This window comes from Xanthomonas sp. NCPPB 1754 (assembly GCF_041475725.2).
GTDB lineage: Bacteria > Pseudomonadota > Gammaproteobacteria > Xanthomonadales > Xanthomonadaceae > Xanthomonas > Xanthomonas euvesicatoria.
Window position 1 is genome coordinate 3,752,484 of the sequence record NZ_CM192982.1, and the last position, 23,503, is coordinate 3,775,986.

The 23,503-nt window shown below is 65.5% G+C and carries 12 protein-coding genes and 1 other RNA gene; 3 read left to right on the top strand and 10 right to left on the bottom strand.

All coding sequences use genetic code 11. The features are described from left to right. Positions 1-116 precede the first annotated feature (116 nt). Positions 117-3,584 carry a glycosyl hydrolase 2 galactose-binding domain-containing protein gene (locus ACCQ15_RS16265; RefSeq protein WP_372380800.1) on the bottom strand — a complete coding sequence of 1,156 codons (3,468 nt, stop codon included), beginning with the start codon at positions 3,582-3,584 and terminating at the stop codon, positions 117-119. A gap of 218 nt (positions 3,585-3,802) precedes the next feature. Between ACCQ15_RS16265 and ACCQ15_RS16270 the strand changes: the two genes are divergently transcribed. Further along, positions 3,803-5,767, top strand: coding sequence for a glycoside hydrolase family 97 protein (locus tag ACCQ15_RS16270; protein ID WP_218504510.1), 1,965 nt, complete (start codon positions 3,803-3,805; stop codon positions 5,765-5,767). 300 nt (positions 5,768-6,067) lie between these two features. Beyond that, positions 6,068-7,555, top strand: a complete 1,488-nt coding sequence (locus ACCQ15_RS16275) for a neprosin family prolyl endopeptidase (RefSeq protein ID WP_372380012.1) — start codon at positions 6,068-6,070, stop codon at positions 7,553-7,555. Between the two features lie 50 nt (positions 7,556-7,605). Here ACCQ15_RS16275 and ACCQ15_RS16280 read toward each other — a convergent pair whose 3' ends face one another. From ACCQ15_RS16280 to cysD, 9 genes are all read right to left on the bottom strand, one after another. Next, positions 7,606-9,111, bottom strand: a complete 1,506-nt coding sequence (locus tag ACCQ15_RS16280) for a carboxylesterase/lipase family protein (RefSeq protein ID WP_011348397.1) — start codon at positions 9,109-9,111, stop codon at positions 7,606-7,608. Continuing rightward, complete coding sequence (locus ACCQ15_RS16285) at positions 9,111-10,028, bottom strand: TrmH family RNA methyltransferase (protein ID WP_033479195.1); 918 nt, start codon at positions 10,026-10,028, stop codon at positions 9,111-9,113. Before ACCQ15_RS16285 ends, ACCQ15_RS16280 begins: the two co-directional genes overlap by 1 nt. Before the next feature lie 288 nt (positions 10,029-10,316). Further along, positions 10,317-10,886, bottom strand: coding sequence for a GNAT family N-acetyltransferase (locus ACCQ15_RS16290; protein WP_372381574.1), 570 nt, complete (start codon positions 10,884-10,886; stop codon positions 10,317-10,319). Positions 10,887-10,953: 67 nt separating this feature from the next. Continuing rightward, the gene (locus ACCQ15_RS16295) at positions 10,954-13,629 is read right to left on the bottom strand and encodes a M1 family metallopeptidase (protein WP_136732887.1); all 2,676 of its coding nucleotides are present in this window, start codon (positions 13,627-13,629) and stop codon (positions 10,954-10,956) included. 352 nt (positions 13,630-13,981) lie between these two features. Beyond that, positions 13,982-17,107, bottom strand: coding sequence for an efflux RND transporter permease subunit (locus ACCQ15_RS16300; RefSeq protein ID WP_372380801.1), 3,126 nt, complete (start codon positions 17,105-17,107; stop codon positions 13,982-13,984). Next, positions 17,104-18,174, bottom strand: a complete 1,071-nt coding sequence (locus ACCQ15_RS16305; RefSeq protein WP_011348408.1) for an efflux RND transporter periplasmic adaptor subunit — start codon at positions 18,172-18,174, stop codon at positions 17,104-17,106. Before ACCQ15_RS16305 ends, ACCQ15_RS16300 begins: the two co-directional genes overlap by 4 nt. A 268-nt stretch (positions 18,175-18,442) precedes the next feature. Then, a non-coding RNA gene (locus ACCQ15_RS16310) (sX9 sRNA) lies at positions 18,443-18,516 on the bottom strand. Between the two features lie 59 nt (positions 18,517-18,575). Continuing rightward, a complete protein-coding gene (gene cysN, locus ACCQ15_RS16315; protein WP_372157803.1) occupies positions 18,576-20,534 on the bottom strand; it encodes a sulfate adenylyltransferase subunit CysN in 1,959 nt (652 codons plus the stop codon). A gap of 17 nt (positions 20,535-20,551) precedes the next feature. Then, entirely contained in the window at positions 20,552-21,460 is a 909-nt protein-coding gene (cysD, locus tag ACCQ15_RS16320; protein ID WP_372380802.1) for a sulfate adenylyltransferase subunit CysD, read from the bottom strand. Between the two features lie 179 nt (positions 21,461-21,639). Between cysD and ACCQ15_RS16325 the strand changes: the two genes are divergently transcribed. Continuing rightward, entirely contained in the window at positions 21,640-23,487 is a 1,848-nt protein-coding gene (locus ACCQ15_RS16325) for an assimilatory sulfite reductase (NADPH) flavoprotein subunit (protein WP_372380803.1), read from the top strand. Positions 23,488-23,503 lie beyond the last annotated feature (16 nt).

Genomic DNA, 23,503 nt, shown 5'->3' on the forward strand with positions numbered 1-23,503 from the left:
CCACGACCGTTTCGACTGGCATTGCCGGCACGGCAATGCGGTATTGGCTGACGTACCAGACGGGGCGTCAGTGCGAGGCACCGTGCATGGCACGGCGCGGCAACACGCAGACGTCGCTACGGAGCCCCGTTGGCGACGCCTGTCGATGGTTCGGCATTCCAGCCACGCAGTTGCAGCGTGGCGTTGCGCAAGGTGGCAGCGGACGGCCCGCGAATTTCCACCACGCGCTCTTCGCCTGGTACCAGGCTCAGATAGTTGTCGCTGTAATAGGCCGGCAGGATGCGTTGGCCTTGCGCATCCACCAGGGTCAACTTGGTGTTGAGGGCCACCTGCTGCGACCGGTTGCGGACAGTGGCGCGCAGCATGGCCTCGTTGCCCTGCTGCAATTGTGTGGTGAGCTGCAACGGCACCTTTGCGAGCGCATCCAGCCCACGCATCGCCACCGCATCGCGCGCCACCCAGTAGAAGTTGCGCGAACGCACCACCGCGTCGCGGTCGAGCAACTGCAGCCGCACAAAGCCCAGCCCGTTGGTGTCCTTCAGCAACGGCGCCAACTGCAGCACGGGTGCCGACACTGCCACTGCCGCGGCGTCCAGCGGCTGTTCGCGCTGTTGCAGCAGCGTGCCGTCGTGTGCGTACACCTGTGCACGCACACGCAATCCACGCACCGGCGTGGCAGCGTTGTTGACCACGACCACTTCGTGCCCCGGCAGATTCATCTGCACATGCAGCGTCTCGGCTGCAGTGCGCACGCCGTAATACGCGGCATGGGTGTCGTAATCGTGGCTATACACCTGCCACATGTTGCTCGGCCACGCCGGATGGCTCATCCACAGCAGGCGGCCGCTGTTCTTGCTCCACAGTTGCGCGTTGAAGCCTTCGAAGATGGCGCGATGGGTTTCGTAATTGAGCAGCTGCGCCTTGCGCTCGAAATCGGCCAGGCTGGTCGGCGCGCCCAGTTTGTCGGTCAGCGTGCGCATGAAACTGTTGGTATCGCCATTACCGGACTGGTGCCAATCGTGGTACGCCCAGGCGTCGCTGATTGGCCATTGGTCGCCAACCGCCGGCACCGAGGCCTTGAACGACTCCAGCGTGGAGAACGATGGCGTGCCCACTTCCACCGAGAAGCCCTGCGCCAGCTTGTTGAAGTAGGCCACCGGCTCGCGATAGTTGTACGGCCCACTGCCTTGTAAATTGATCTCGTTGGAGCTTCCTGTGTACCAGCGCGTGCCGTCGAGTTCGGCGACCAGCTTGTCCAGGCCTTCGTTGAGGATGGGGGCCGGCACGCCTTCGTTGCGCCCGAACCACAACACGATGGACGGATGATTGCGGAAGCGCTTGATCACCTCGGCCGCGTTGTCCAGGAACAGCGCCGCGTCGGCCGGTTCCATGTTGTAGTTCTGCGTGGACTGCCAGAAATCGTTGAGCACCAACATGCCGTATTCGTCGGCCAGCTCGAAGAAGCTTGCTTCGGTGTTCTGCCCCACCCAGTTGCGCACCACATTGAAGTGCGCATCGCGCTGCAGGCGAAAGTACGGCTCCAGCCGCTCACGCGACACGCGCTTGCGCCAATCGTCCATGCCCCAGTTACCGCCCTTCACCGCAATGCGCACACCGTTGATGCGGATGACCAGATGCGGGGCCAGCGTGGAATCGTCCAGCTGCTGAACTGCCGGCGAGCCCAGCGCACCGGGATACAGCGACTGCGCGTTGCCGCCGGGTACCGGCCGGATCGCCGCATGGCGTACATCGACGATGCGTTCGCCACGCTGGCGGGCCTGGTTGAGATCGACCAGCACACGGCGCAATGCGCCCTCGTCGTCGAATAACGACAGCTCGTAGGTCACTTCGCGAATACCGAAGCGCAGCTGCTGCGCATCCGAGCGCGCGCCTTCCACATCGACGCCCACTTGCAGCGTGTACAGCGCAGGCTCGCCGTAGCCGTTGGGCCACCACAGCCGCGGGTTGACGAGGCGCAACTGCGGCGTGTCGGCCGCAGTGAACTTCAGCGTACTGCCGCCGGCCGGCACCGTGACCTGGCGCTGGATGGTCACATCGCCGAAGGCCAGCTGCACATTGCCCTGCACTGCGGCAGGCGTGTCGTTGCGCAGCGGCACATTGATTTCCAGTTCGGCGCGTTGATGATCCGGCGCCAAGCGCGCGGTCAGCACCTGGATGTCGCCAAGTGCGAGCGGGCCGCTGGCGTGCAACTGCACGTCCTGCCACAGACCGGCATTACGGTCGCGTACCGCGGGAATCCAGTCCCAACCCTCGGTGGCGATAAAGGTCGGGCCATCCAGGGCCTGCATGCCGCCGTTTTCGCCGACGCCTGCGCGCATCGATTGTTCGTGCGCAATGCCCGGATGCGGTGGCGGCGACACCCGTACCGCAATGACGTTGCGACCTGGCTTGAGCTGCCTGCTGACATCGAAACGACCGCGTGCGAATGCGCCGCGCGTACGCCCGACCTGCACGCCGTTGACCCAGACTTCGCCGGCATAGTTGATGCCATTGAACAGCAGTTCCAGACACTTGCCTTGCGCGGCGGCAGGCAGATCGAAACTGCTGCGGTACCACCAGTCCTGACGGCTCAACGCTTCGGGAATGGCCATATTGTTCAGGCCGATGTCCGGATCCGGATACACGCCACGGTCGACCAGCGTGGTGAGCACGGTACCGGGCACGGTCGCCACACGCCACGACGCATTGCCGGTGGTGTCATCACGACGCGACAGCGTGGCGCCGGTCGCTGCACCAAGCTCCGGTGCTGCGGCCAGTTGCCATGCATCCACACGCCAGGATGCGGCATCCAGCGATTGCAGCGCAGGCGCATCCGGTACTGGCTGTGCAACCGGCGCCGAGAACGCTGCGCTGCTGCGCGGCAACGTCGCAGCCGGCTGCGGCGCAAGCTGGCCGGCCATCTGCTTGACCTGCAAACGCCAGCCTGGCGATGCGTCTTCGAAGCGCTGCAGTGCCGGATCCGGCGCGTTTGCGGCAAGCCGTGCAATGGCCTGTGCATCCAGCGCGCCCGCCTGTGCGGTAAAGCCCGCGATATCGCCGCCGAAATGTTGCGTATACGCCGCAGGTTGCTGGCGTGGACCGAAGACGAGCGTCGGCGCGATGGCCGTCCGTTGCACACGACCGCTGGCGACCTTGCGGCCGTTGGCGTACAGGGTCAGGCGTTCTCCCTGGGCAACTGCGGCCACTTGCGTCCAGCTGCCTGCACGCAAGGTCTGCGTACTGCGCAGCACATTGTCGGCGCCCTGCGCAAAGCCGAGTGTGCCGCCATCGATTGCGAAGTACCGGCCTGCGCCTTGCGGATCGCCGACGCCTGCAATCAATGCAGGACCTGTAATCGAACGTGATGGGCGCACCCATCCAACCACGCTCCAGTCCGCATCGGCAGACAACCACGGCGTCTGGGCGGCGAGCTTCTTGATCAGCGCAACGCCACCGGCAAGCACGCGCACGTCATACGGACCGGGCGGATCGTCGGCAGGCGCTGCCTCCACTGCAGTCCAACCCATGCAAGCACACAACACCCACAGCGCTCCGCGGCGGAACGCCCTGCGAACCATCAGCATTAGAGGCCTCTCCCAAGCTCTACTGCCACACAACGGTGCACACCGCTTCGATGCAATCGGCAACCCGTCGTGCAGACGTTCTGCGTCATGACCTCCGTGATGCCGCCCGTGGCTGCCGCCCCTGTTTCAGCGGCCATGGTGCGAGGTAACGTTACCCCAGCTGGATATCGACAACAACCTTTCTGCGTTAGGGTTGGCAATCCCAGGAGGAGGGAATCATGCGAAACCTGATCCAGTCCGCAGTCCCCGCGGCATGTGCATTGTTGTGTTTGATCGCTGCACCCGCTGCAGCACAGAGCTTGCGCGTACAGTCGCCCGATGCACGCACGCAAGTGGAATTCACGCTGCGCGACGGCGGCGTGCCCAGCTATCGCGTGCTGTATCGCAACACGTTGGTGCTCGACGATGCACCGCTCGGGCTGGATCTGGGCCGAGGCAACAAGCTCGGCCGTGACATGACGCTAGAAGGCAGCACGACCGAACTGCACGACAGCCGCTTCACCTTGGCGGTGGGAAAGACGCGACAGGCACGCGACCACTATCGAGAACTGCGCGTGCAACTGGCCGATACGCAACACCGCAAGCTCAACATCGAACTGCGTGCGTATGACGACGGCATTGCGCTGCGTTACGTCTTGCCGGATGCGGGCCAGGTGCGCATTCGCGACGAACTCACCAGCTTTGCATTCCCCCACGATTACCGCTGCTGGAACTTGAATCTGGGCCGCTTCGGAACCAGCCACGAGGGCGAATACGATGCAATCGCCGCATCCAGATTGCGCGCGCATCATCTGCTCGAGTTACCTCTGGTGTGCCAGACGGACGCCAACGGCACCACGCTTGCGATCGGCGAAGCGAATCTGCGCGATTACGCCGGCTTGTATCTCACCGGTCGTTCCGATGGCGGTCTGGGCGTCTCGGCAAAACTTTCGCCGCGCCTGGACGACCCCACGGTGGCGGTCAGCATCGATGCGAAGGGACGCGATTTCGCCACGCCATGGCGTGTGATCATGCTGGCCGGCAACCCCGCGAGCCTGATCGAATCCAATTTGATTTCTGCGCTGAACCCGCCGCCCGCCTTCGATGCGAGTTGGGTGCGCGCGGGCAAATCGGCGTGGGATTGGTGGTCGGGCAGCCTGGCCAGCGGGGTGGCGAACCCGGGCATGAATACCGCCACCATCCAGCGCTATATCGATCATGCGCGGGATTTGAAGCTGCAATACATGCTGATCGACGACGGCTGGTACTACGGCAGTACCGGCGATGGCCAGTACAACGCCGATGCAGACATTCTCCGCCCGGTCGAGCAACTCGATCTGCCTGGTCTGGTGAACTACGCACGCAAGCGCGGTGTGGGGCTGTGGCTGTGGGCGCACTGGCGCGCGCTCGATGCGCACATGGACCAAGCGCTCACCTGGTACCAGCAGCTGGGCATCAAGGGCATCAAGGTCGATTTCATGGACCGCGACGACCAGCAGATGGTGGACTTCTATCATCGTCTGCTGAGCAAGGCCGCCGAGCACAGGTTGCTGGTGGATCTGCACGGTGCGTATCACCCGACCGGGCTGACCCGCACCTATCCGAACTATCTCACCCAAGAGGGCGTGCTCGGCGCCGAGTACAACAAGTGGAGCGCACGCATCACCGCGACCCACAACCTCACTTTGCCGTTTACGCGCATGTTGCTTGGACCGATGGATTACACCCCTGGCGGCTTTCGCAATGTCCACCCGGCCGAGTTCAAGCCACAGCACTTCGGGCCGCAGGTGATGACCACACGCGCGCAGCAATTGGCGATGTACGTGGTCTACGAGAGTCCGTTTGCGGTGGTTGCCGACAGTCCCGAGCAATACGAAAACGTGCCCGCCGCGCAGTTCCTGCGCGATGTGCCTGCAAGCTGGGACCAGACGCGCGCATTGGATGGCGCCATCGGCGAGCACATCGCACTGGCGCGGCGTAGCGGCAAGGACTGGTATGTGGGCGCGATGACCAACGAGCAGGCGCGCACGCTGACCCTGCCGCTCTCGTTCCTGGGCGAAGGCAGCTGGACCGCCACCATCTATACCGATGGAGAGACCCCGAGCGACGTACGCATCGACACACGCAGGCTCACACGTAACGACACATTGCAGCTTGCGCTTGCTGCAGGCGGCGGCGCTGCAGTGAGGCTGCAAAAAAAGTAAGAGCAGCCATGCTGATAGTGGAGTGAACTGGCACACCTTTGCGCAATAGCAAACGCCGTACGCAAAGGTGTGCATGACCATTGACATGGCATCCGCTTAGCGCATTGCGCTTGCTTCGTGCCTGATGTCACGCAATGCATTGTTGCCCATCCAGTTGTTTTTTGCGCAGCTAGACTGCGCACGCCTTCAACGCAGGCATGCGCCCCGAACGGAACTCGGAATGCACCTGCGGACTGAAGCTGCTGTCCTGCATGGTACGCCGCGTGCAGGCAGTTTCATTCCGGCGCCAAGGGACAACACATGACCTTCCGTTCTCATCGGCCGATATCGATCAGCCACGCGATTGCTGCGCTTTGCGTTTTTGCACTGGCTCCCACAGCCGGCGCTGCCACGCTGCTATCGCCATCGATCTCGACGACCAGCGACCGCAGCATCGATACACTGATGCCACCCTTGCTTCGCACACCGGCCACCGCAAGCGTCGCAACTACCCAACGCGACGCGCTTGGCACGTCGCTGGCTGCATCCCGGGCATTTCCGCAGGTCACGCGGGACTTCAAGGCGTTTCTGGATGCGCAGGCGCAGCTCAGTTACGCAACACGTGGTGCTGCGGCCAAGGTCAGCGATCCCACCGCCTTCGCCGAAATGCAGCGTTATCTGTTCAATCGTTACAACGGTCTGACCGTGCTGCGCAGCGTGCAACAGGACGGCAAGGTGTTCGATTGCATTCCAAGTGCGCAGCAACCTGCCTTGCGCGATGGCAGCACGCCGGCGGCACCCCCCTCCCTCTCAAGTAACAAGGGGACGGTGGCGCCGGTCAACCCGGGTCAACGTTGCGACACCGGCAGCGTGCCGTTCGAACGCATCGGCTTGGCCGAGATGAGCAAGCATGCGAATCTGCGTAGCTTTCTACGCGGCACAACCCCGCGCGCGATTGCTCCCAGGCAGGCTGACGCTGTGCCGGCGGTGCAGGAAGCGGCGCCGGTAACGCATTACTACTCCCTCGTCTTTCTGGATACCGCCGGCACATCGGTCACAGGCGCAGGAGCCGACATCAATCTTTGGGCACCCACGTTACGCTCCACCAACGAGAAACAAACCATCAGTCAGATATGGATCGTTGGTGAAAGCGCAAGCGAGCAAGTGCAAACACTTGAAGTGGGCTGGGAGATCCAGCCAGACGCAGGCTGGGGCAACAAGCCGATCGTTTTCATTTATTCCACCCAGGACGGTTACGTCACTACAGGTTGTCATAATCTGGATTGCAGCGATTTCGTGCAGACCAGCACGCGACATGTCCTGGGCGCTCAGCCGGCCGCAGGATTCAGCATTGCAGGCGGCAAGCAGACCCTGCTGGGTGTCGAATTCCAGAAGAATACCGACGGCAACTGGTGGCTGCGCCTGGACGGCGAATGGATCGGTTACTACAAGGCATCACTGTATTCGGGCGATCTCGCCGATGGACGCGTTGCGTACGTGAGCGCAGGCGGCGAGGTCTCGACCAACAGCGGTGTAGCCAGCACACGCATGGGGAGCGGTCAGTTCGCAGCGGCCGGCTATCGCCAGGCCGCATTCCAGGCCAACCACTTCTACCGCGATGCGGCGATGGTCACCCATCCCGTGCAGCGCCTGTCATCGCTGAGCGTGGAGCATCCGTCCTGCTACACGCTGGCGATGGCCGGTTACAGCTATCCGTATGCCTTGGATGCCGGCGTCACCCGCACCGGCTTGTCGCCGGAAATGCAGAATGGTGGTTTCTATTTCGGTGGGCCGGGCTGCGAACGCTGAATCGAGTTGCGTTGGGTCGATCGCGCGCACCGTTTGGTGCGCGCGATCGATCAGGGCAAGTCCACGCCTGCACATACCGCCGGACGCGCGTGCTTGATGGGTTGCACGCCACGCGCATCGAACTGCAGCCCCGCCTGTGCCGGCGCAAATGCCGGCCAAGCCGGCAGGCCCTTGGCATTCGGATTGCCCTGCTGCACGAACGCGGCCCAATAGCGCTGCAGGGACACCGGCGGCTGGCCGATCGGCAGATTCTTGAACAGGAACGGCAACTCGGCGCTATGTGTCACCTGCCCACCGGGCACCGCCGTATCGAACACGTAATGCCACACCGGCACGCCCAGCGCAGCCTGGCGTTGCGCCACGGTCACCGCCGGGCAGCGGAAGGTGAGATCGGTGGACAATTGCATGGATGCATTGCCTTGCCGCGCGGCGCGCTGCGCGATAGCGGCACGATGCGTTTGCAGGATGGTGTCGGCGTGGTCGGGATAGTCGCGGCGCACCCGCTTCTCGGCGCCGTCCTCGCCGCCATAGCGCAGTTCCTGCACCACGTAACCGATCAACAGTGGCACCTTTGCCTGCGCGCCGGCAGCCAGCAGTTCGGCCGGCGCACGTGGCAGCACGCGCCCGTCGACCACCGCCTGCAACCAGATATAGCCGTCGTCATCCAAGGCCGGCACATCCACGCCCTGCGCGGCCTTGAGCAGTTGGTCGGCCGGCAACGCGCGTAGTTGCGCCAGCCGTGTGGCCGAATCGTCGATGCCGGCACGTTTGGCAATGCTCACACCCAGCGCGCGATTGTCTTCCAGGCTGCGCGCCGGCAGGCCGAAGCCGGCAGTGCCGCTCTGTTCGATGGCTGCCGAGAACAGGCCACGTGCGAGCGGGCTGAGCATCAGCAAGCCCACGTCCTGGCCGCCGGCCGACTGCCCGGCAATCGTGACTCGCGCGGGGTCGCCGCCGAACTGCGCGATGTTGTCGCGCACCCATTGCAGCGCCGCGATCTGATCGAGCAAGGCGACATTGCCGGCGGCTTCGTTGTCGCCATCGGTCAGCTCCGGCAACGACAGGAACCCCAGCGCGCCCAGCCGGTATTGCAGCGTCACCACCAGCATGCCCTGCGCCACCAGGTTGGTGGGCAGATGTCCGTCGGCGCCGCCGGCCACGTTCGCGCCACCGTGGATCCATACGAACACCGGCAGCGGCTTGGCCGGATGCAGCTGCGGTGTCTGCACTTCGACATAGAGGCAATCTTCGGTGCCGCGCCTGGCCATGGCGTTGTTCCAGCCCAGCGCCGGCTGCACGCACGGCGTGGCGGCCTGAGTGGCGTCGCGCACCTGCGTCCATGCGGCGACCGGTTGCGGCGGGCGCCAGCGCAGCGCGCCCAGTGGCGGCGCAGCGAAGGGGATCGCGCGGAAGACCGCACTGCCGTCGTCCTGCCATTGGCCACGCACCACACCATGATCGGTGCGCACCTCGGGAGGTGCCGCCGGCGTGGCGGCAGACGCGTTGGCACTGAACAGGCAACCGGTCGCAAGCAACAACGCACAAAAACGCACCATCAGTGTTCTCCGTTGAGCACGCGCGCGTGCCAGGCGGCCTGGAAGACCGCAGTGGCCGAGGCGACGTTGAGACTTTCCACCTTGCCGCTGCCGCGGATCGACAACTGCAGATCGCAATCGCGCGCGAAGGCGCGGTCCATGCCTTCGCTTTCCGCGCCCATCACATACACCAGGCGCTGCGGCAGCGCGGCGGCGAAGACGTCCTGGCCACCATCGACCAAGGTCGCGGCAATCGCAAAACCGGCCTGGCGCAGCTGCGCCATCGCCGTTGCAGTGTCGGGCAGTTGCACCAGCGGTACCGCTTCGGCGCCGCCTTCGGCCACGCGTGCCGCCGCGCCCGACAGGCCCAACGTGGAGCCGGCCGGCAACAACAGACCGGCCACACCGAAGTGCGCCGACGAGCGCAATATCGCCCCGAAGTTGTGCGGGTTGCCCACCCCGTCCAGCCACAGCGCCAGCACCGGGCCCTGCGGCAACGCGGCCAGCCATTCCTGCAACGGTTGCGGGGCGACGCGCAGCACCTCGGCGACGATGCCTTCATGGTGCGCACTGGCAGCGAGCTTGCTCAGATCGGCCTCGTCCACCACCCGATAGCCGATGCGCTGGGTCACGCACCAGGCCAGCAGCGCCTTGAACTGCGGAATGCGCGCCTCGCTTAGGTACAGCTTGCGCAGCGCCTGCGGGCGCGCCTTGAACACGGCCTGCACGGCGTTGATGCCGTACAGCCGCACCTCACGCGCGTTGCCGCTTGCTGCAGCGGCAGGTGGCGTGACAGCGGAAGTGTGCTGCGCTGGAGCGCGGGGTGCGGCACTGCGCGGTGCAGGTGTGCGCGGCGCAGCGCGGCCCCACGGGTTGTGCGAGGGGCCGGAGCCGCCGTCGCGTGGCGGCCGTCCGCCGCGTCCATCATGCTGTGTCATTGTCGGATCCAGGAGTTCGAGTTGCTTGCAGTGCGGAACGGCTGCTTCCGGCCGTTTCGCCGTCTGCGTGTCGATCGTGTTGCAGCGCCGGAAGGCCGCTGCCGCACAGGCAGTGACGCCGATGGTAAGCCACAGGCGCGATGGTCCGTACATGGCGGCTGCGCTGAGGCATGTTGAACGTCGTGCCGCCCGGCAGGAGGCGTCGACGCGACCCGAAGGCCAGCAGCATCTGCAAGACTCCTGCGGCGGCCATTTCCCGTCGTACAGCTCGCCATCATGTGCATGCAATCACGCAGGGGCGGATGCGCACACCGGCACGCCAATCGCAACGGGTGGATTCACCCGGGCGAACACACGCAGATCGTGCAGCCCATCCGGCTTGAGCAGCGCACAGCGGCTGACGCCTTCTTCGACGAAGCCATTGCGCAGCAACACCGTGGCCGATGCAGGATTGCGATCGAGCACAGTGGCCTGCACGCGATACAGCGGTCGTGTCTGCATCGCCCAGGCGACATACGTGCCCACGATGCGTGTCATCCAGCCGCGGCCCCAATACGTGCGACCGATCCAATACCCCAGCTCGGCCGAGTAGCGACGTTCGCCCTGCCCTGGGCGCACTGCGATCGTGTCGCAGGCCTGGCCATCGATCTCGATGGCCAGCACCGGGTCTCGCAAATCGACAACCCTACCCGCTAGGAACGCTTCGCCATCGGCACGGGTATATGGGTGAGGGAATCGCTCGCTCAATCCGCGCGGCACCAGCGGGTCGTTGGCATGCCGCACCAAGGCATCCAGGTCGTCCTGGCGCCAGCGGCGCAGCACGAAGCCTTCCCCGTGCACGATCAGCGATTGGTCCATTGCGTTGGTCATGGCATGCGCAGCAGCGACTCCCACGATACTGCGCACACCGGCCGCACGCCGCAACTCAGCGCTGGGCGGTTTGCGCCTGTTTCAACGCAGCGCACAGGCGGATGGTCTCGCCGGTCTGCGCCAGGCCACGGTCGGCGCCACTGAGCTTGGCCAGGCGCGGCTTGAAGAACGCATCCAGGCGATCGGCCTCGTCCACGCTGCAGCCACCGGAAGCACCCAGCGCCGGCAACCCGCCACCATCGAACGAGCCACTGCGTTGCACGATGCGGTCGAAGTTGGCAGTGAACCAGGCCCACATCGACTCATGCGAACGCTCATCGCTGTGCCCGCGCATCAGCAGGCTCTTCATCTCGCCTACCTTGATCGCGTCGGTCAGCGCGAAATCGCGCACCTGCTTCAGTAGCGCCGGGTCCTGCACCGCACCCAGTGCGGCGATCATGGCGTTGCGCTGGGCCGGGTCGGCATGCGTGCGCAATGCATCGATCAGCGCCTGCACTGCCGGTGCGCCGCGTTCCTGGACAGTCACTGCCAGCACGGTGCCGAGCAGGTCCGGGTTGGCGGCGGAGAAATCCAGCGCACCCTTGCCGCCGGCCAGCACCGCATCGCCTTGCGCCAGCAGGGCCTTGCGGACCTCTGCGTTCTGCAGACGCAAGGCGAACACACTGGCCAGCGACGTGCGCAGTGCGGTGTCGTCGATCGACTCACCGCTGCGCCGCGTGTAGCCCAGCGCACGCAGACGCGGCAGGTACGCCTGTTCGGCGGCCTTGCGCAATGCGCCGCGCTGCGCCTCGGTGGTGGCCTGGTAACGCCAGATCCACCCGAAGCGGTCCAGCAACGCGGTGGACACATCGGCCGATGCCGACGGCGCCAACTGCGCGAGCGCTGCCAGCACGGCCGCGTTGTCGGCATCACCGTGACGGTACGCCGCATTGATCGCATCAGCGTAGGCGAGCTGTTCGTTATCGTCCAGCTGGCCGACCTGCTTGCCCAGCGCCGCCAACTGCTTGCTGGGCAGCGAGAAACGGTAATAGCCGGCGCCACGCGCATTCGGGAACACCCAGGTGTTCTTGCCGGCCCCTTCCAGCACGATGCTGCCGCTGCCGCCTTCAAGCAACTGGCAGGCGGTGCCAACCTGGTTCTTGCCCTTGCCGTACTTCACGCACACCGGCACACCCCACTGTTGCGCGGCAGAGCCGCTGGAGCCCAGCGGCAGGTAGCGTTGCTGCTGCAGCTTGACCACGGTCTTGCCGCCTTCGCGCGCCACCTGGGTCTGCAGATACGGCACGCCCGGCTGGTTGAGGAAGCTGCGGAATGCGGCCTTGAAATCATCGCCCTTGCCGGCCGCTTCTGCGATCGCATCGACCAGGTCATCGGCGGTGGCGTTGCCGAACTTATGCTTGGCGATATAGGCGCGCATGCCCTGGCGGAACACGTCTTCGCCAACGAAGGCTTCGAACATCGCCAGCACCGCCGCGCCCTTCTGGTAGGTGATGCCGTCGAAGGCGGTTTCGATATCGCCATTGCCGGTGATCGGCTGGCGAATCTTGCGTGCGCTCACCAGGCTGTCGTTTTCCATCGCATGCTGCGCACCGCCGATACGGTCCAGATTGGCGTGGTATTCCGGATGCAGCTGCATGGTGATCTTCTGCTGCATCCAGGTCGCGAACGCTTCGTTGAGCCACAGGTCGTCCCACCACGCCATGGTCACGGTGTCGCCGGTCCACTGATGCGCCAGCTCGTGCGCATTGACGTTGAAGGAGCGCTGCACGTTCTCGGCCGGCGAATCCTTGTCCAACAACAGCAGCCAATCGCGGAAGGTCACAAACCCCGGGTTTTCCATCGCGCCGGCGCTGAAGTCCGGCGCTGCGACCAGATCGAGCTTGTCGAATGGATAACCGAAGGCGTAGTAGTCCTCCAGCGCGGCGATGATGGCCGGGGTCTGGTCCAGTGCGGGGGTGATGCGCGGGCCCTGGCCCTTGGCGGCAATGCCGCGCAACGGCGTGGCGTTGGGGCGCTGCGGGGTGGCCGGCATCGGCGCCACATCCACCACGTCCCACGGGCCGGCGGCGTAGGCGACCAGATAGGTCGGCAGCGGCACGGTCGGGGCGAACGTCACCGTCTTCCAGCCCTTGCCGGCGGGCTTGGTCGAGGTCGCGATGGTGTTGGCCAGCGCCTGGTCATCGCTGGGCACGGTCAGGCTGATGTCGAACGGCGTCTTGAACGCCGGCTCGTCGAAGCCGGGGAACGCGTAGCGCGCACTGATCGGCTCCATCTGCGTCATCGCATACGCCTTGCCCTGGTATTTCACCTGGTACAGGCCCTGCAGCTGTTGGTTGAGCGGCGCGCTGTAGGCGATCTCCACGGTAAGCGTCTGCGGCGAGAGCGTGCGGCCGAAATCCAGCCTTGCCACGCCGGTTTGCGCATCGGCTTCCACGTAGCGTGCAGTCAGCGCCTTGCCCTTGCCGGGCTTGACGGTGACCTTGCTGACCTTCAATTCCTTGCCGTGCAGCCAGAGATGGTCGGACGCCTGCTTGAGCTGCACGCGGATGGTGGTGCGGCCGCTGAATTGCGTCTGCTCCGGGTCGATCTTGAGCGCGAGGCTGTAGCGCTCCGGTACTGCCCAGGTCGGCAGACGACCATTGGGAACCGGCTCGCCGGACGACTGTGCCAACACGTTGCCGCAGCACAACGCGAGAAGGGAAGGAGCAAGCAGGCAGGCAAGACGACGCATCGACAACTCCGGGGATGGCAATCGTCGAAGTGCACCATATCCATCCGTGACTGTCATGGGCCATTGGTTGGCGACTGGCGCGCACCCGTGCTGTGCCGCGCCCACAGGACCGGCCACAATGCGCGCCCGTCCTGGCTGGGCACCGTTATGAGGCTCGCAGCGACGGCCTACCGTGCACAACCATATGAGACGTATCGCAGCGCGCGGCATCGCCGCCGCATGCAACGTACCGCGCAGCGCAGCGACACCGGCCGCTCAGATGGACGAATGCACACACCGGCCCAGCACGTCGATGGCCTGACACCTTCCCCGCATCGACGAACGCCGGCAGCCGTCGCGCTGCCGGCCGCGTTCACGCATGCCCACCCACCGACGGCGTCTGCGCTTCCAGGGTTTCCAGCTGGCGTGCCACCGCTTCGGGCGACTTGGTAAACGGCGCGATCAGGCTGTAGAACGCCGGCACCACGTACAGCGACAACAACGTGGACAGCGAGACGCCGAAGATCACCACCACGCCGATGGTGGCGCGGCTGGCCGAGCCAGGCCCACCGGCTACCACCAGCGGAATCGCGCCGACTACCGTCGCAATGGAGGTCATCAGGATCGGGCGCAAACGCACCGATGCCGATTCCACGATGGCCGCATGCACACTGCGCCCTTCGTCGCGCAACTGGTTGGCGAATTCCACGATCAGGATGCCGTTCTTGGCCGCCAGCCCCACCAGCATCACGATGCCGATCTGACTGAACAGATTGAGCGTGCCGCCGGTCAGCCACAGCCCCACCAGCGCGCCCAGCACGGCCAACGGCACGGTGAGCATGATCACCAACGGGTGCGCGAAGCTTTCGAACTGCGCGGCCAGCACCAGATACACCACCAGCAGCGCCATGCCGAAGGTCAGCAACACCGCACTGCCCGATTGCTGGTACTCGCGCGATTCGCCTTTCCAGTCCACCTGCGCATATTCGGGAAGTTCTTCCTGCGCGGCCTGCTGCGCCCAGGCAATGGCATCGCCAAGCGGGTAGCCCGGGGCCAGGCCGGCGGTGATGGTGATCGCACGCAGGCGATTGAAGCGATTCAAGGTGCCGGCTTCGGCCACTTCGCTCAATGTCACCAGGTTGGAGAGCGGGATCAGTTCGCCACGGTTGGAACGCACGCGAATGGCGGTGAGGTCTTCCGGCGACATGCGGCCTTCGCGCCCGGCCTGCAGCATCACGTCGTATTCCTCGCCGTTGTCGACGAAGGTGGTGACGCGGCGCGAGCCCATCAACGCTTCCAGCGCCCCGCCGATGGCAGTGACCGGCACGCCCAGATCGGCCGCGCGCAGGCGGTCGATATTGACGCGCATCTGCGGGCGGGTCTCCTTGTAATCGGAGTCGGGGCCGACCAGACCGGGGTTGGCTTCCATGCGCTGCAAAATGCGGTCGCGCCATTGCGCAATCTCCGCGTAATCCGGCCCGCCCAGCACCAGCTGGAACGGTTGTCCACGGCTACGCACCAGCCCGCCGCTCACCTGCGTGCGCGCACGCACGCCGCTGAGCACATTGAGTTTCTGCTGCACCTCATCGGCCACTTCGGTGGTGGGGCGGGAGCGCTTTTCCCAATCCTGCAAGAACACGCTGACCCGGCCGGTGTGCATTTCCTCACTGCTGCCAAAGCCGCCAGGCACGCGCGGGTTGGCGCGCACGATGGGTTTGTCCGGCCCCACGAAGGGGCGCAGGATGTCTTCCACCTGATGCATCTGCCCAACCGTGTAATCGAAGCCGGCCCCTTCCGGGCCGTCGATCATGATCTGGAAATTGCCGCGGTCTTCGGCCGGCGCCAGTTCGGAAGGAATGCGGCCCATCAGCCATGCGCTGGCGCCCAGTGCCAACAGCATCAACAGCGCAAAGATCCAGGTGCGGTGCACATGCCGCTCCAGCGAGCGCCCATACGCACCGGACACCGCCTGCATGCGCCCATCGAACCAGCGGTGGAAGCGATTGGGCTTGGCCTGCCCATGCGCGCGCAACAACTTGGACGACATCATCGGCGTCAGCGTCAGCGCCACGAAGGCCGAGATCGCCACTGCCGCCGCCAGCGCCACTGCCAATTCGCGGAACAGCCGCCCGGTATTGCCTTCCAGAAAACCGACCGGCAGAAACACCGCCACCAGCACGGCCGTGGTCGCGATCACCGCGAACGCCACCTGCCCGGTGCCGCGCTTGGCGGCCACCAGCGGCGGTTCGCCCAGATCGATCCGGCGCTGGATGTTTTCCACCACCACGATGGCGTCGTCCACCACCAGGCCGATACACAGCACCAAGGCCAGCAGGGTGAGCAGGTTGATCGAAAAATCGAAGGCGTATAGCGCAATGAACGCGGCAATCAGGCACACCGGTACCGTCACCGCAGGAATCAGCGCGGCACGCGCGCTGCCCAGAAACACCCAGATCACCACCAGCACCAGCACCACCGCTTCCACCAGCGTGTGATACACGCGCTCCACCGCCGCATCGATGAAGGTGGTGGTATCGAAGGCAACGAAGATGTTGGTGCCCTTCGGGAGCGACTTCTGCACTTCTTCGGCTTGCGCGCGCGCTTCGCGCGCCACGTCCAGCGCATTGGCGGTGGAGTTGCGCACGATGCCCAGCCCCACGTTGGGCACGCCATTGCTCTGGAAATAGGCGCGCCGCTCGGCCGAGGTCAGCTCCACCCTGGCCACATCGCCCAGCCGTACCACGTAACCGCCCTCGCCCTTGTTCAACGGCAACTTGGCGAAATCTTCGGGCTTGAGATAACTGCGCTCCACGCGCAAGGTGAAATCGCGCTGCGCCGATTCGATGCTGCCGGCGGGCAGCTCGACGTTTTCGTTCTGCAGCGCCGCTTCCACATCGGCCACGGTGAGTTCGCGTGCCGCCAATTGGTCGCGGTCCAGCCAGATGCGCATCGCATAGCGCTGGCGCCCGCCGATCCGCAGCTGCGCCACGCCATCCAGGCTGGAGAAGCGGTCGACCACGTAGCGCTCGGCGTAGTCGGACAGCTGCAGCGTGTCCATCGTGCTGGAGCTCATGTTGAGCCACAGGATGGGGTCGGCGTCGGCTTCGACCTTGGAAATCTCCGGTGGACGTGCCTGGTCGGGCATGCGGTCGGACACCCGGCTGACCGCATCGCGCACGTCGTTGGCGGCCGCTTCCACATCGCGCGATTGCACGAACTCGATACTGATGTCGGAGGAGCCATTACGGCTGCGCGCCTCGATGGTGGAGATGCCCTCGATGCCGGCCAGCGCGTCTTCCAGCACCTGGGTGATGCGGCTTTCCACCACTGCGGCAGAGGCGCCGGTGTATTCCACATCCACCGAGACGATGGGCGGGTCGATGGCCGGCAACTCGCGCAGCGTGAGGCGGGTGAACGACATCACCCCCAGCACGATCAGCAGCAAACTCATCACCACCGCCATCACCGGGCGGGTGATCGACAGGTCGGAGAGTTTCATTGTGCGGCCGCCTGCGGGCGTGGCGCTGCGGGCGCGGCCTGATCGGCAATCTTCAGGCCCGGGCGCAGCTTGCCGGTGCCGTCCACTACGATGCGCTCGCCGGCCTTGATGCCTTCGAGGATTTCCACCTTGCCGTCGCGACGCTCGCCCAGCCGCACATCGGCGCGCTCCACGGTGCTGTCGGGCTTGACCCGGAAGACGTACGATTCGCGCCCCACCTGCACCACCGCAATTTCCGGAATCACCACCGCCTGCCGCGCCGGCTGGAACAGCCGCACATCCAGCAGCATGCCCGGACGCAGCCGGCGATCGTCGTTGGGGAAATCCGCACGTACCGTCACCGAGCGCGTGGTCTCATCGATCCGCGAATCGATGGTCACCACCTCGCCCTGGAACTGCGCGCCCGGATACGCCGCCGCGCTGCCGCTCACGGCATTACCGAGTTGCACCAGGCCGAACTGCGATTCCGGCACCTGGAAATCCACATACATGCGCGCCACATCGTCCAACGTGGCGATCACCGTGCTGGAGGTGATCAGCGAGCCAGGGCTGATCTGGCGGATGCCCAGCACGCCGGAAAACGGCGCGCGCACTTCGCGGTCGGTGATTTCCGCGCGCATCTGCTGCACGCGCGCCTGTGCGGCATCGCGCAGCGCGCGCTGCGTGTCCACGGTGGACTTGGCCACCAGTTGCTGGCCAACCAGACTCAACTGGCGGCGGTACAACTGGTCGGTCTCTTCGAAGGTGGCCTGTGCGGCGGTCAGTGCCGCCTGCTGCGAATTGCCGCGCAGACGCAGCAGCAATTGCCCGGCCTTGACCTCGTCGCCGCTGTCGAAATACACCTGCTCCACCACATCGCTGACCGCGGCGGTGAGCGCCACCGATTCGCGCGCACGCACGGTGGCGATCGACTGCACGGTCGAGTTCCAGGGTTGGGTGGCCACCGTCTGCACCGAGACCGGAATGGGTTTGGCGGCGGCCGGCGTGCTGGCCTGACGGCTACAACCGGCCAGGACAGCGGCCAACAAGAGCGCGGCGCAAACGCGCGCGCTGGGCAGAACAGGCATCAGAACATCCTGGCGGGGTACGTCGAAAGTTTACCGACCTAGCCGCCATGAATTGACAGAAAGGGCGCGCTTTGCACCATGACCAAAGACCCTTGCTGTCCTTGGCACGATGCGCTGGTCAGCGCGGCCAGCACCTGGCCGCGCATTCGCCAGACGGGCGCCGCCGGTATGCAATAACGGCGTGTATGGGGTCATACACCGCCGCTGCGTACACGCACCGCGTTTGCCTGACGACCGCATGCCCTGTCGTGTTCGCCGCCCTTAGAGCGGCTAACAAAACGTAGCGAGCAGTCAGGTGGGTGCGGACGGCGCACTCAGAACCGGAGTGTACGAGTGGTACATGCCGATCGAGCACCGGCCGCGCCCGCCTGGCGGCTGCGCAGGAGTTTTACTAGCCGCGCTTAGCGTTCCAGTCCCAGATATTCGAGCACATGGTGCGCCAGCGCCTCTACATTCTCACCATCGGCGTGAAGATGGATCTCCGGGTTCTGGGGTGCCTCGTACGGCGAGTCGATCCCGGTGAAATTGGGAATCTGCCCGGCGCGCGCCTTGCGGTACAGCCCTTTCACATCGCGCGCTTCGGCAACGGCCAGCGGCACGTCCACGAAGACCTCGACGAACTCGCCCTGGTCGAAGCGTTCGCGCGCCAGCTGCCGCTCGGCACGGAATGGCGAAATGAAACTCACCAGCACGATCAGGCCGGCATCGGCCATCAGGCGGGCCACTTCGGCCACGCGACGGATGTTTTCCACGCGGTCTTCGTCGGTGAAGCCCAGGTCGCGGTTGAGCCCGTGGCGCACGTTGTCGCCGTCCAGGATGAAGGTGTGATAGCCCAGCGCGTGCAGGCGCTTGTCGACCAGGTTGGCGACCGTGGACTTGCCGGCCCCCGACAGCCCGGTAAACCACAGCACGCGTGGCGCTTGGCCCTTGATGCGCGCACGTGCGCTGCGATCCACGTCCAGATGCTGCCAGTGCACGTTGCCGGCGCGGCGCAACGCGAATTCCAGCGTGCCGGCGGCCACGGTGGCATTGCTTTGGCGGTCGATCAGGATGAATCCGCCGAGCACGCGGTTGCGCGCGTAAGGCGAGAACGCGATCGGTTCGTCCAGTGCCAGGTTGCAGTAACCCACCTCGTTGAGTTCCAGGCGCTTGGCGGCCAGCCGCTCCTGCGTGTTCACATCGACCTTGTGCTTGATCTCGCTGATGCTCACGGTCACGGTGCGGGTGCCGATCTTGAGCCAGTACGGGCGGCCGGGCAGCAACGCAGCATCGTCCATCCACAGCAGATGCGCGGCGAACTGGTCGGCCACCTCCGGCGGGTCGTCGACGGCGGCAATGATGTCGCCACGGCTGATGTCGATCTCATCGCGCAAGGTCAGCGTCACTGCCTGTCCGGCGCGTGCGCTGTCGACCTCGCCGTTGGCATCGCGCACGCTTGCCACCTGCGTGCGGCGCCCGGACGGCACGACCACCACCGCATCGCCCGCACGCACCTGGCCGGCGGCAATCGTGCCCGCATAGCCACGGAACTGCGCGTTGGGGCGGTTGACCCATTGCACCGGCAGGCGCAGGCCGCTACCAGCGTCCAGCGACTCCAACTGCACGGTGTCCAGGTGCTGCAGCAGATGCGGGCCGCCGTACCACGGCATCTGCGTCGAAGCGCTGGACAGATTTTCGCCCGCCAGCGCCGACAGCGGAATGCACTGCACCTGGGCGATGCCCAGCTGCGCGGCAAGTGCGGCGTAGCCTTCTGCGATGTCGGCGAACACCTGCGCGTCGTAGTCCACCAGGTCCATCTTGTTGACCGCCAGCACCACATGCCGGATGCCCAGCAACGACACGATGTAGCTATGCCTGCGGGTCTGCGTCAGCAGGCCCTTGCGTGCATCCACCAGCACCACCGCCACATCGGCGGTCGACGCGCCGGTGGCCATGTTGCGCGTGTACTGCTCGTGTCCGGGGCAATCGGCCACGATGAATTTCCGCCGGTCGGTATCGAAATAGCGGTAGGCCACATCGATGGTGATGCCCTGCTCGCGTTCGGCCGCCAGCCCGTCCATCAGCAGGGCATAGTCGATGCCCCCGCCCTGGGTGCCATGCCGTCGGCTATCGCTTTCCAGCGCGGCAAGCTGATCGTCGAACAAGCGCTTGCTGTCGTAGAGCAACCGCCCGATCAGCGTGCTCTTGCCGTCGTCCACGCTGCCGCAGGTGATGAAGCGCAGCAGCGGCTTGGATTCGTGTTGCTGGAGGTAGGCGCCGATGGTGCCGGGAATTGGGAGTCGGGAATCGGGAATCGCAAAAGCGTTCTCCGCCAACGTGACGTCTTCCGGCAACCGCTGTTGCGATTCCCCATTCTCCATTCCCCATTCACTGCCCATCAGAAATACCCCTCAAGCTTCTTCTGTTCCATCGATGCGCCCGGGGCGTGGTCGATCATGCGGCCCTGGCGCTCGGAGCTGGTGCTGACCAGCATTTCGGCGATGACCGCTTCCAGCGTGTCTGCATCGGAGTCGATGGCGCCGGTGAGCGGGTAGCAGCCCAGCGTACGGAAGCGCACCGAGCGCAGTTGCGGGGTTTCGCCCGGGCGCAGCGGCAGGCGCGCGTCGTCGACCATGATCCAGGCACCATCGCGCTCCACCACCGGGCGCGGGGCGGCGAAGTACAGCGGCACCACCGGAATCTTCTCGCGGTAGATGTACAGCCAGATGTCCAGCTCGGTCCAGTTGGAGAGCGGAAACACGCGCACGCTTTCGCCCGGACCGGTGCGCGCGTTGTACAGATTCCACAACTCCGGGCGCTGGTTCTTCGGGTCCCAGCGGTGGCGTGCGGTACGAAACGAAAAGACGCGCTCCTTGGCGCGCGATTTCTCTTCGTCGCGGCGTGCCCCACCGATCGCCGCATCGAAGCCGCCGTGCTCCAGGGCCTGCTTCAGGCCCTGGGTTTTCATGATGTCGGTGTGCACGGCGGCACCGTGGCTGATCGGGCCAACGTCCTGCGCAACGCCGTCGGGGTTGATGTGCACGCGCAGGTCCACGCCGGTCTCGGCCGCGCGGCGGTCGCGGAAGGCGATCATTTCGCAGAACTTCCAGCGTGTATCGATATGCAGCAGCGGGATCGGCGGCCGCGATGGCGCGAACGCCTTGAGCAGCAGGTGCAGCAGCACCGAACTGTCCTTGCCCACCGAATACAGCATCACCGGAGCCCGGAACTCGGCGGCGACTTCGCGCAGGATGTGGATGCTTTCGGCTTCGAGCCGGTCGAGATGGGACAGCGGCGGCAGGGTCATCGGAATGTCGTGGGTGTCGGCGGGCAGACCAGCCGATGGTAGGGCAAGGCGCTGCAGTGTGTGCCGCCCCGATGACTGCGCGAAATAAGCGCCCGGCATAACGCGATAACGGCAATTCCTTTCTGGTGGGCGCAACGCCTCCCTAACATCGTCCCTCTCATCAAATCCCCCGGATCCGAATGACCGCCGCCAGTTCCGCGCTACCGCCCAGCCCCTTGCCCGACGAGCGCAAGGCGCTGCTGGACCGGTTGGTCGACGGCCTGGATACCGCATCGCTGTGGTGGCTGTCCGGTTACACCGCCGGGCTGGCGCAGGGCCATCCGCCGCGCGCGCTGGCCGTGTTGCCGGGCGGACAAGCACAGGCAATCGCCCTGGAAGGCCAGCGCCTGACCGTGGTGTACGGCAGCCAGACCGGCAACGCGCGTCGCCAGGCAGAGCACCTGGCCGCCGAGGCCGAAGCCGCAGGTCTGAGCGTGCGCCTGTTGCGCGCCGACGCCTACCCCACCCGCGAGCTGGCCAGTGAGCGGCTGTTGTATGTGGTGATCAGCACCCAGGGCGAAGGTGACCCGCCAGACGATGCGATCGGCCTGGTGGAATTCCTGACCAGCCGTCGCGCGCCCAAGCTGCCCGAGCTCAAGTACGCAGTGCTGGGGCTGGGCGATTCCAGTTATGCCGATTTTTGCGGTATCGCCCGACGCATCGACGAGCGCCTGGCCGAACTGGGCGGCCGCCGCGTGCAGCCGCGCGGCGAAGCCGATCTGGACATCGACAGCGTCGCCGTGCCGTGGCGCGCGCAGGCGCTCACGCATGCGCGCGAGCAACTCAAGGGCGGCCTGCACTCGGCCACGGTCACGCCACTGCGCAGCACCCCGGCCACGCCGGTGTGGTCGCAGCAGCAGCCGTTCGCCGCCGAGCTGTTGTCCAATCAGATCATCAGCGGACGCGATTTCAAGGGCCCGGGATTTCGCGTCTACGCGGTCCCCGGCAAGCGCGTGCGGCATCTGGAATTTTCGTTGGAAGGCAGTGGCCTGAGCTATGAGCCGGGCGATGCGCTGGGCATCCGCCACCGCAATCCGCCTGCGTTGGTCGATGCGGTGCTGCAGACATTGCGGTTGGACGGCAACGCCGTCGTCACCGTCGGCGAGCAGACACTGGCAGTGCATGCATGGCTCGCCACCCAGCGCGAACTGACCAAGCTGTCGCGGCCGTTTCTCACCGCACATGCCGAGCGCGCAGGCGCGCAAGAACTGCAAGCGCTGCTCGCCCCCACCCAGACTGCCGGCCTGGCGTCGCTGCTCGCCGATCATCAGGTGATCGACGTGCTGCGCCGCTGGCCGGCGGATTGGGACCACGCCGGCCTGCTCGCCGCGCTGCGTCCGCTCACCCCGCGGCTGTATTCCATCGCCTCCAGCCGCAAGCGCGTGGGCGATGAGGTGCATCTGGCGGTGGACGAGGTCGCCTACCAGGCGCATGGGCATGCGCATCTGGGTTCGGCCAGCGGCTTTCTGGCCGCGCTTGCCGAAGGCGACACTGCGCCGGTGTACATCGAACCCAACCACCGCTTCCGCGTGCCGGCCGATACCGATCGCGACATCCTGATGATCGGCCCGGGCACCGGCGTGGCACCGTTCCGCGGCTTCGTGCAGGAGCGTGCGGAAACCGGCGCCAAGGGCCGTAACTGGTTGTTCTTCGGCGCCCAGCATTTCAATACCGATTTCCTGTACCAGGCCGAATGGCAGCTGGCCCTGCAACGCGGCGAGTTGCACGCGCTGGACCTGGCGTTCTCGCGCGACCAGGCCGAAAAGCTCTACGTGCAACACCGCCTGCGCGCGCGTGGCGCCGAGGTCCATGCCTGGCTGCAGGCCGGCGCGCACGTGTATGTGTGCGGCGCCACCCGCATGGGCAAGGACGTGCACGCCGCCCTGCTCGACATCGTCGCCACTCACGGCGCCCTGGATGCCGAGACCGCCGCCGCGTATCTCACCCAATTGCAGGTGGAGGGGCGCTATGCGCGGGATGTCTATTAGTGCCGGGATTGGGGAG

Excerpts from the sequence above, each read along its gene's own strand:
- ACCQ15_RS16300 (WP_372380801.1), bottom strand. The coding sequence starts at position 17,107 with ATGAAACTCTCCGACCTGTCGATCACCCGCCCGGTGATGGCGGTGGTG.
- ACCQ15_RS16290 (WP_372381574.1), bottom strand. The coding sequence starts at position 10,886 with ATGGACCAATCGCTGATCGTGCACGGGGAAGGCTTCGTGCTGCGCCGC.
- cysD (WP_372380802.1), bottom strand. The coding sequence starts at position 21,460 with ATGACCCTGCCGCCGCTGTCCCATCTCGACCGGCTCGAAGCCGAAAGC.
- ACCQ15_RS16295 (WP_136732887.1), bottom strand. The coding sequence starts at position 13,629 with ATGCGTCGTCTTGCCTGCCTGCTTGCTCCTTCCCTTCTCGCGTTGTGC.
- ACCQ15_RS16280 (WP_011348397.1), bottom strand. The coding sequence starts at position 9,111 with ATGGTGCGTTTTTGTGCGTTGTTGCTTGCGACCGGTTGCCTGTTCAGT.
- cysN (WP_372157803.1), bottom strand. The coding sequence starts at position 20,534 with ATGGAGAATGGGGAATCGCAACAGCGGTTGCCGGAAGACGTCACGTTG.
- ACCQ15_RS16305 (WP_011348408.1), bottom strand. The coding sequence starts at position 18,174 with ATGCCTGTTCTGCCCAGCGCGCGCGTTTGCGCCGCGCTCTTGTTGGCC.
- ACCQ15_RS16285 (WP_033479195.1), bottom strand. The coding sequence starts at position 10,028 with ATGACACAGCATGATGGACGCGGCGGACGGCCGCCACGCGACGGCGGC.
- ACCQ15_RS16275 (WP_372380012.1), top strand. The coding sequence starts at position 6,068 with ATGACCTTCCGTTCTCATCGGCCGATATCGATCAGCCACGCGATTGCT.
- ACCQ15_RS16270 (WP_218504510.1), top strand. The coding sequence starts at position 3,803 with ATGCGAAACCTGATCCAGTCCGCAGTCCCCGCGGCATGTGCATTGTTG.
- ACCQ15_RS16325 (WP_372380803.1), top strand. The coding sequence starts at position 21,640 with ATGACCGCCGCCAGTTCCGCGCTACCGCCCAGCCCCTTGCCCGACGAG.
- ACCQ15_RS16265 (WP_372380800.1), bottom strand. The coding sequence starts at position 3,584 with ATGCTGATGGTTCGCAGGGCGTTCCGCCGCGGAGCGCTGTGGGTGTTG.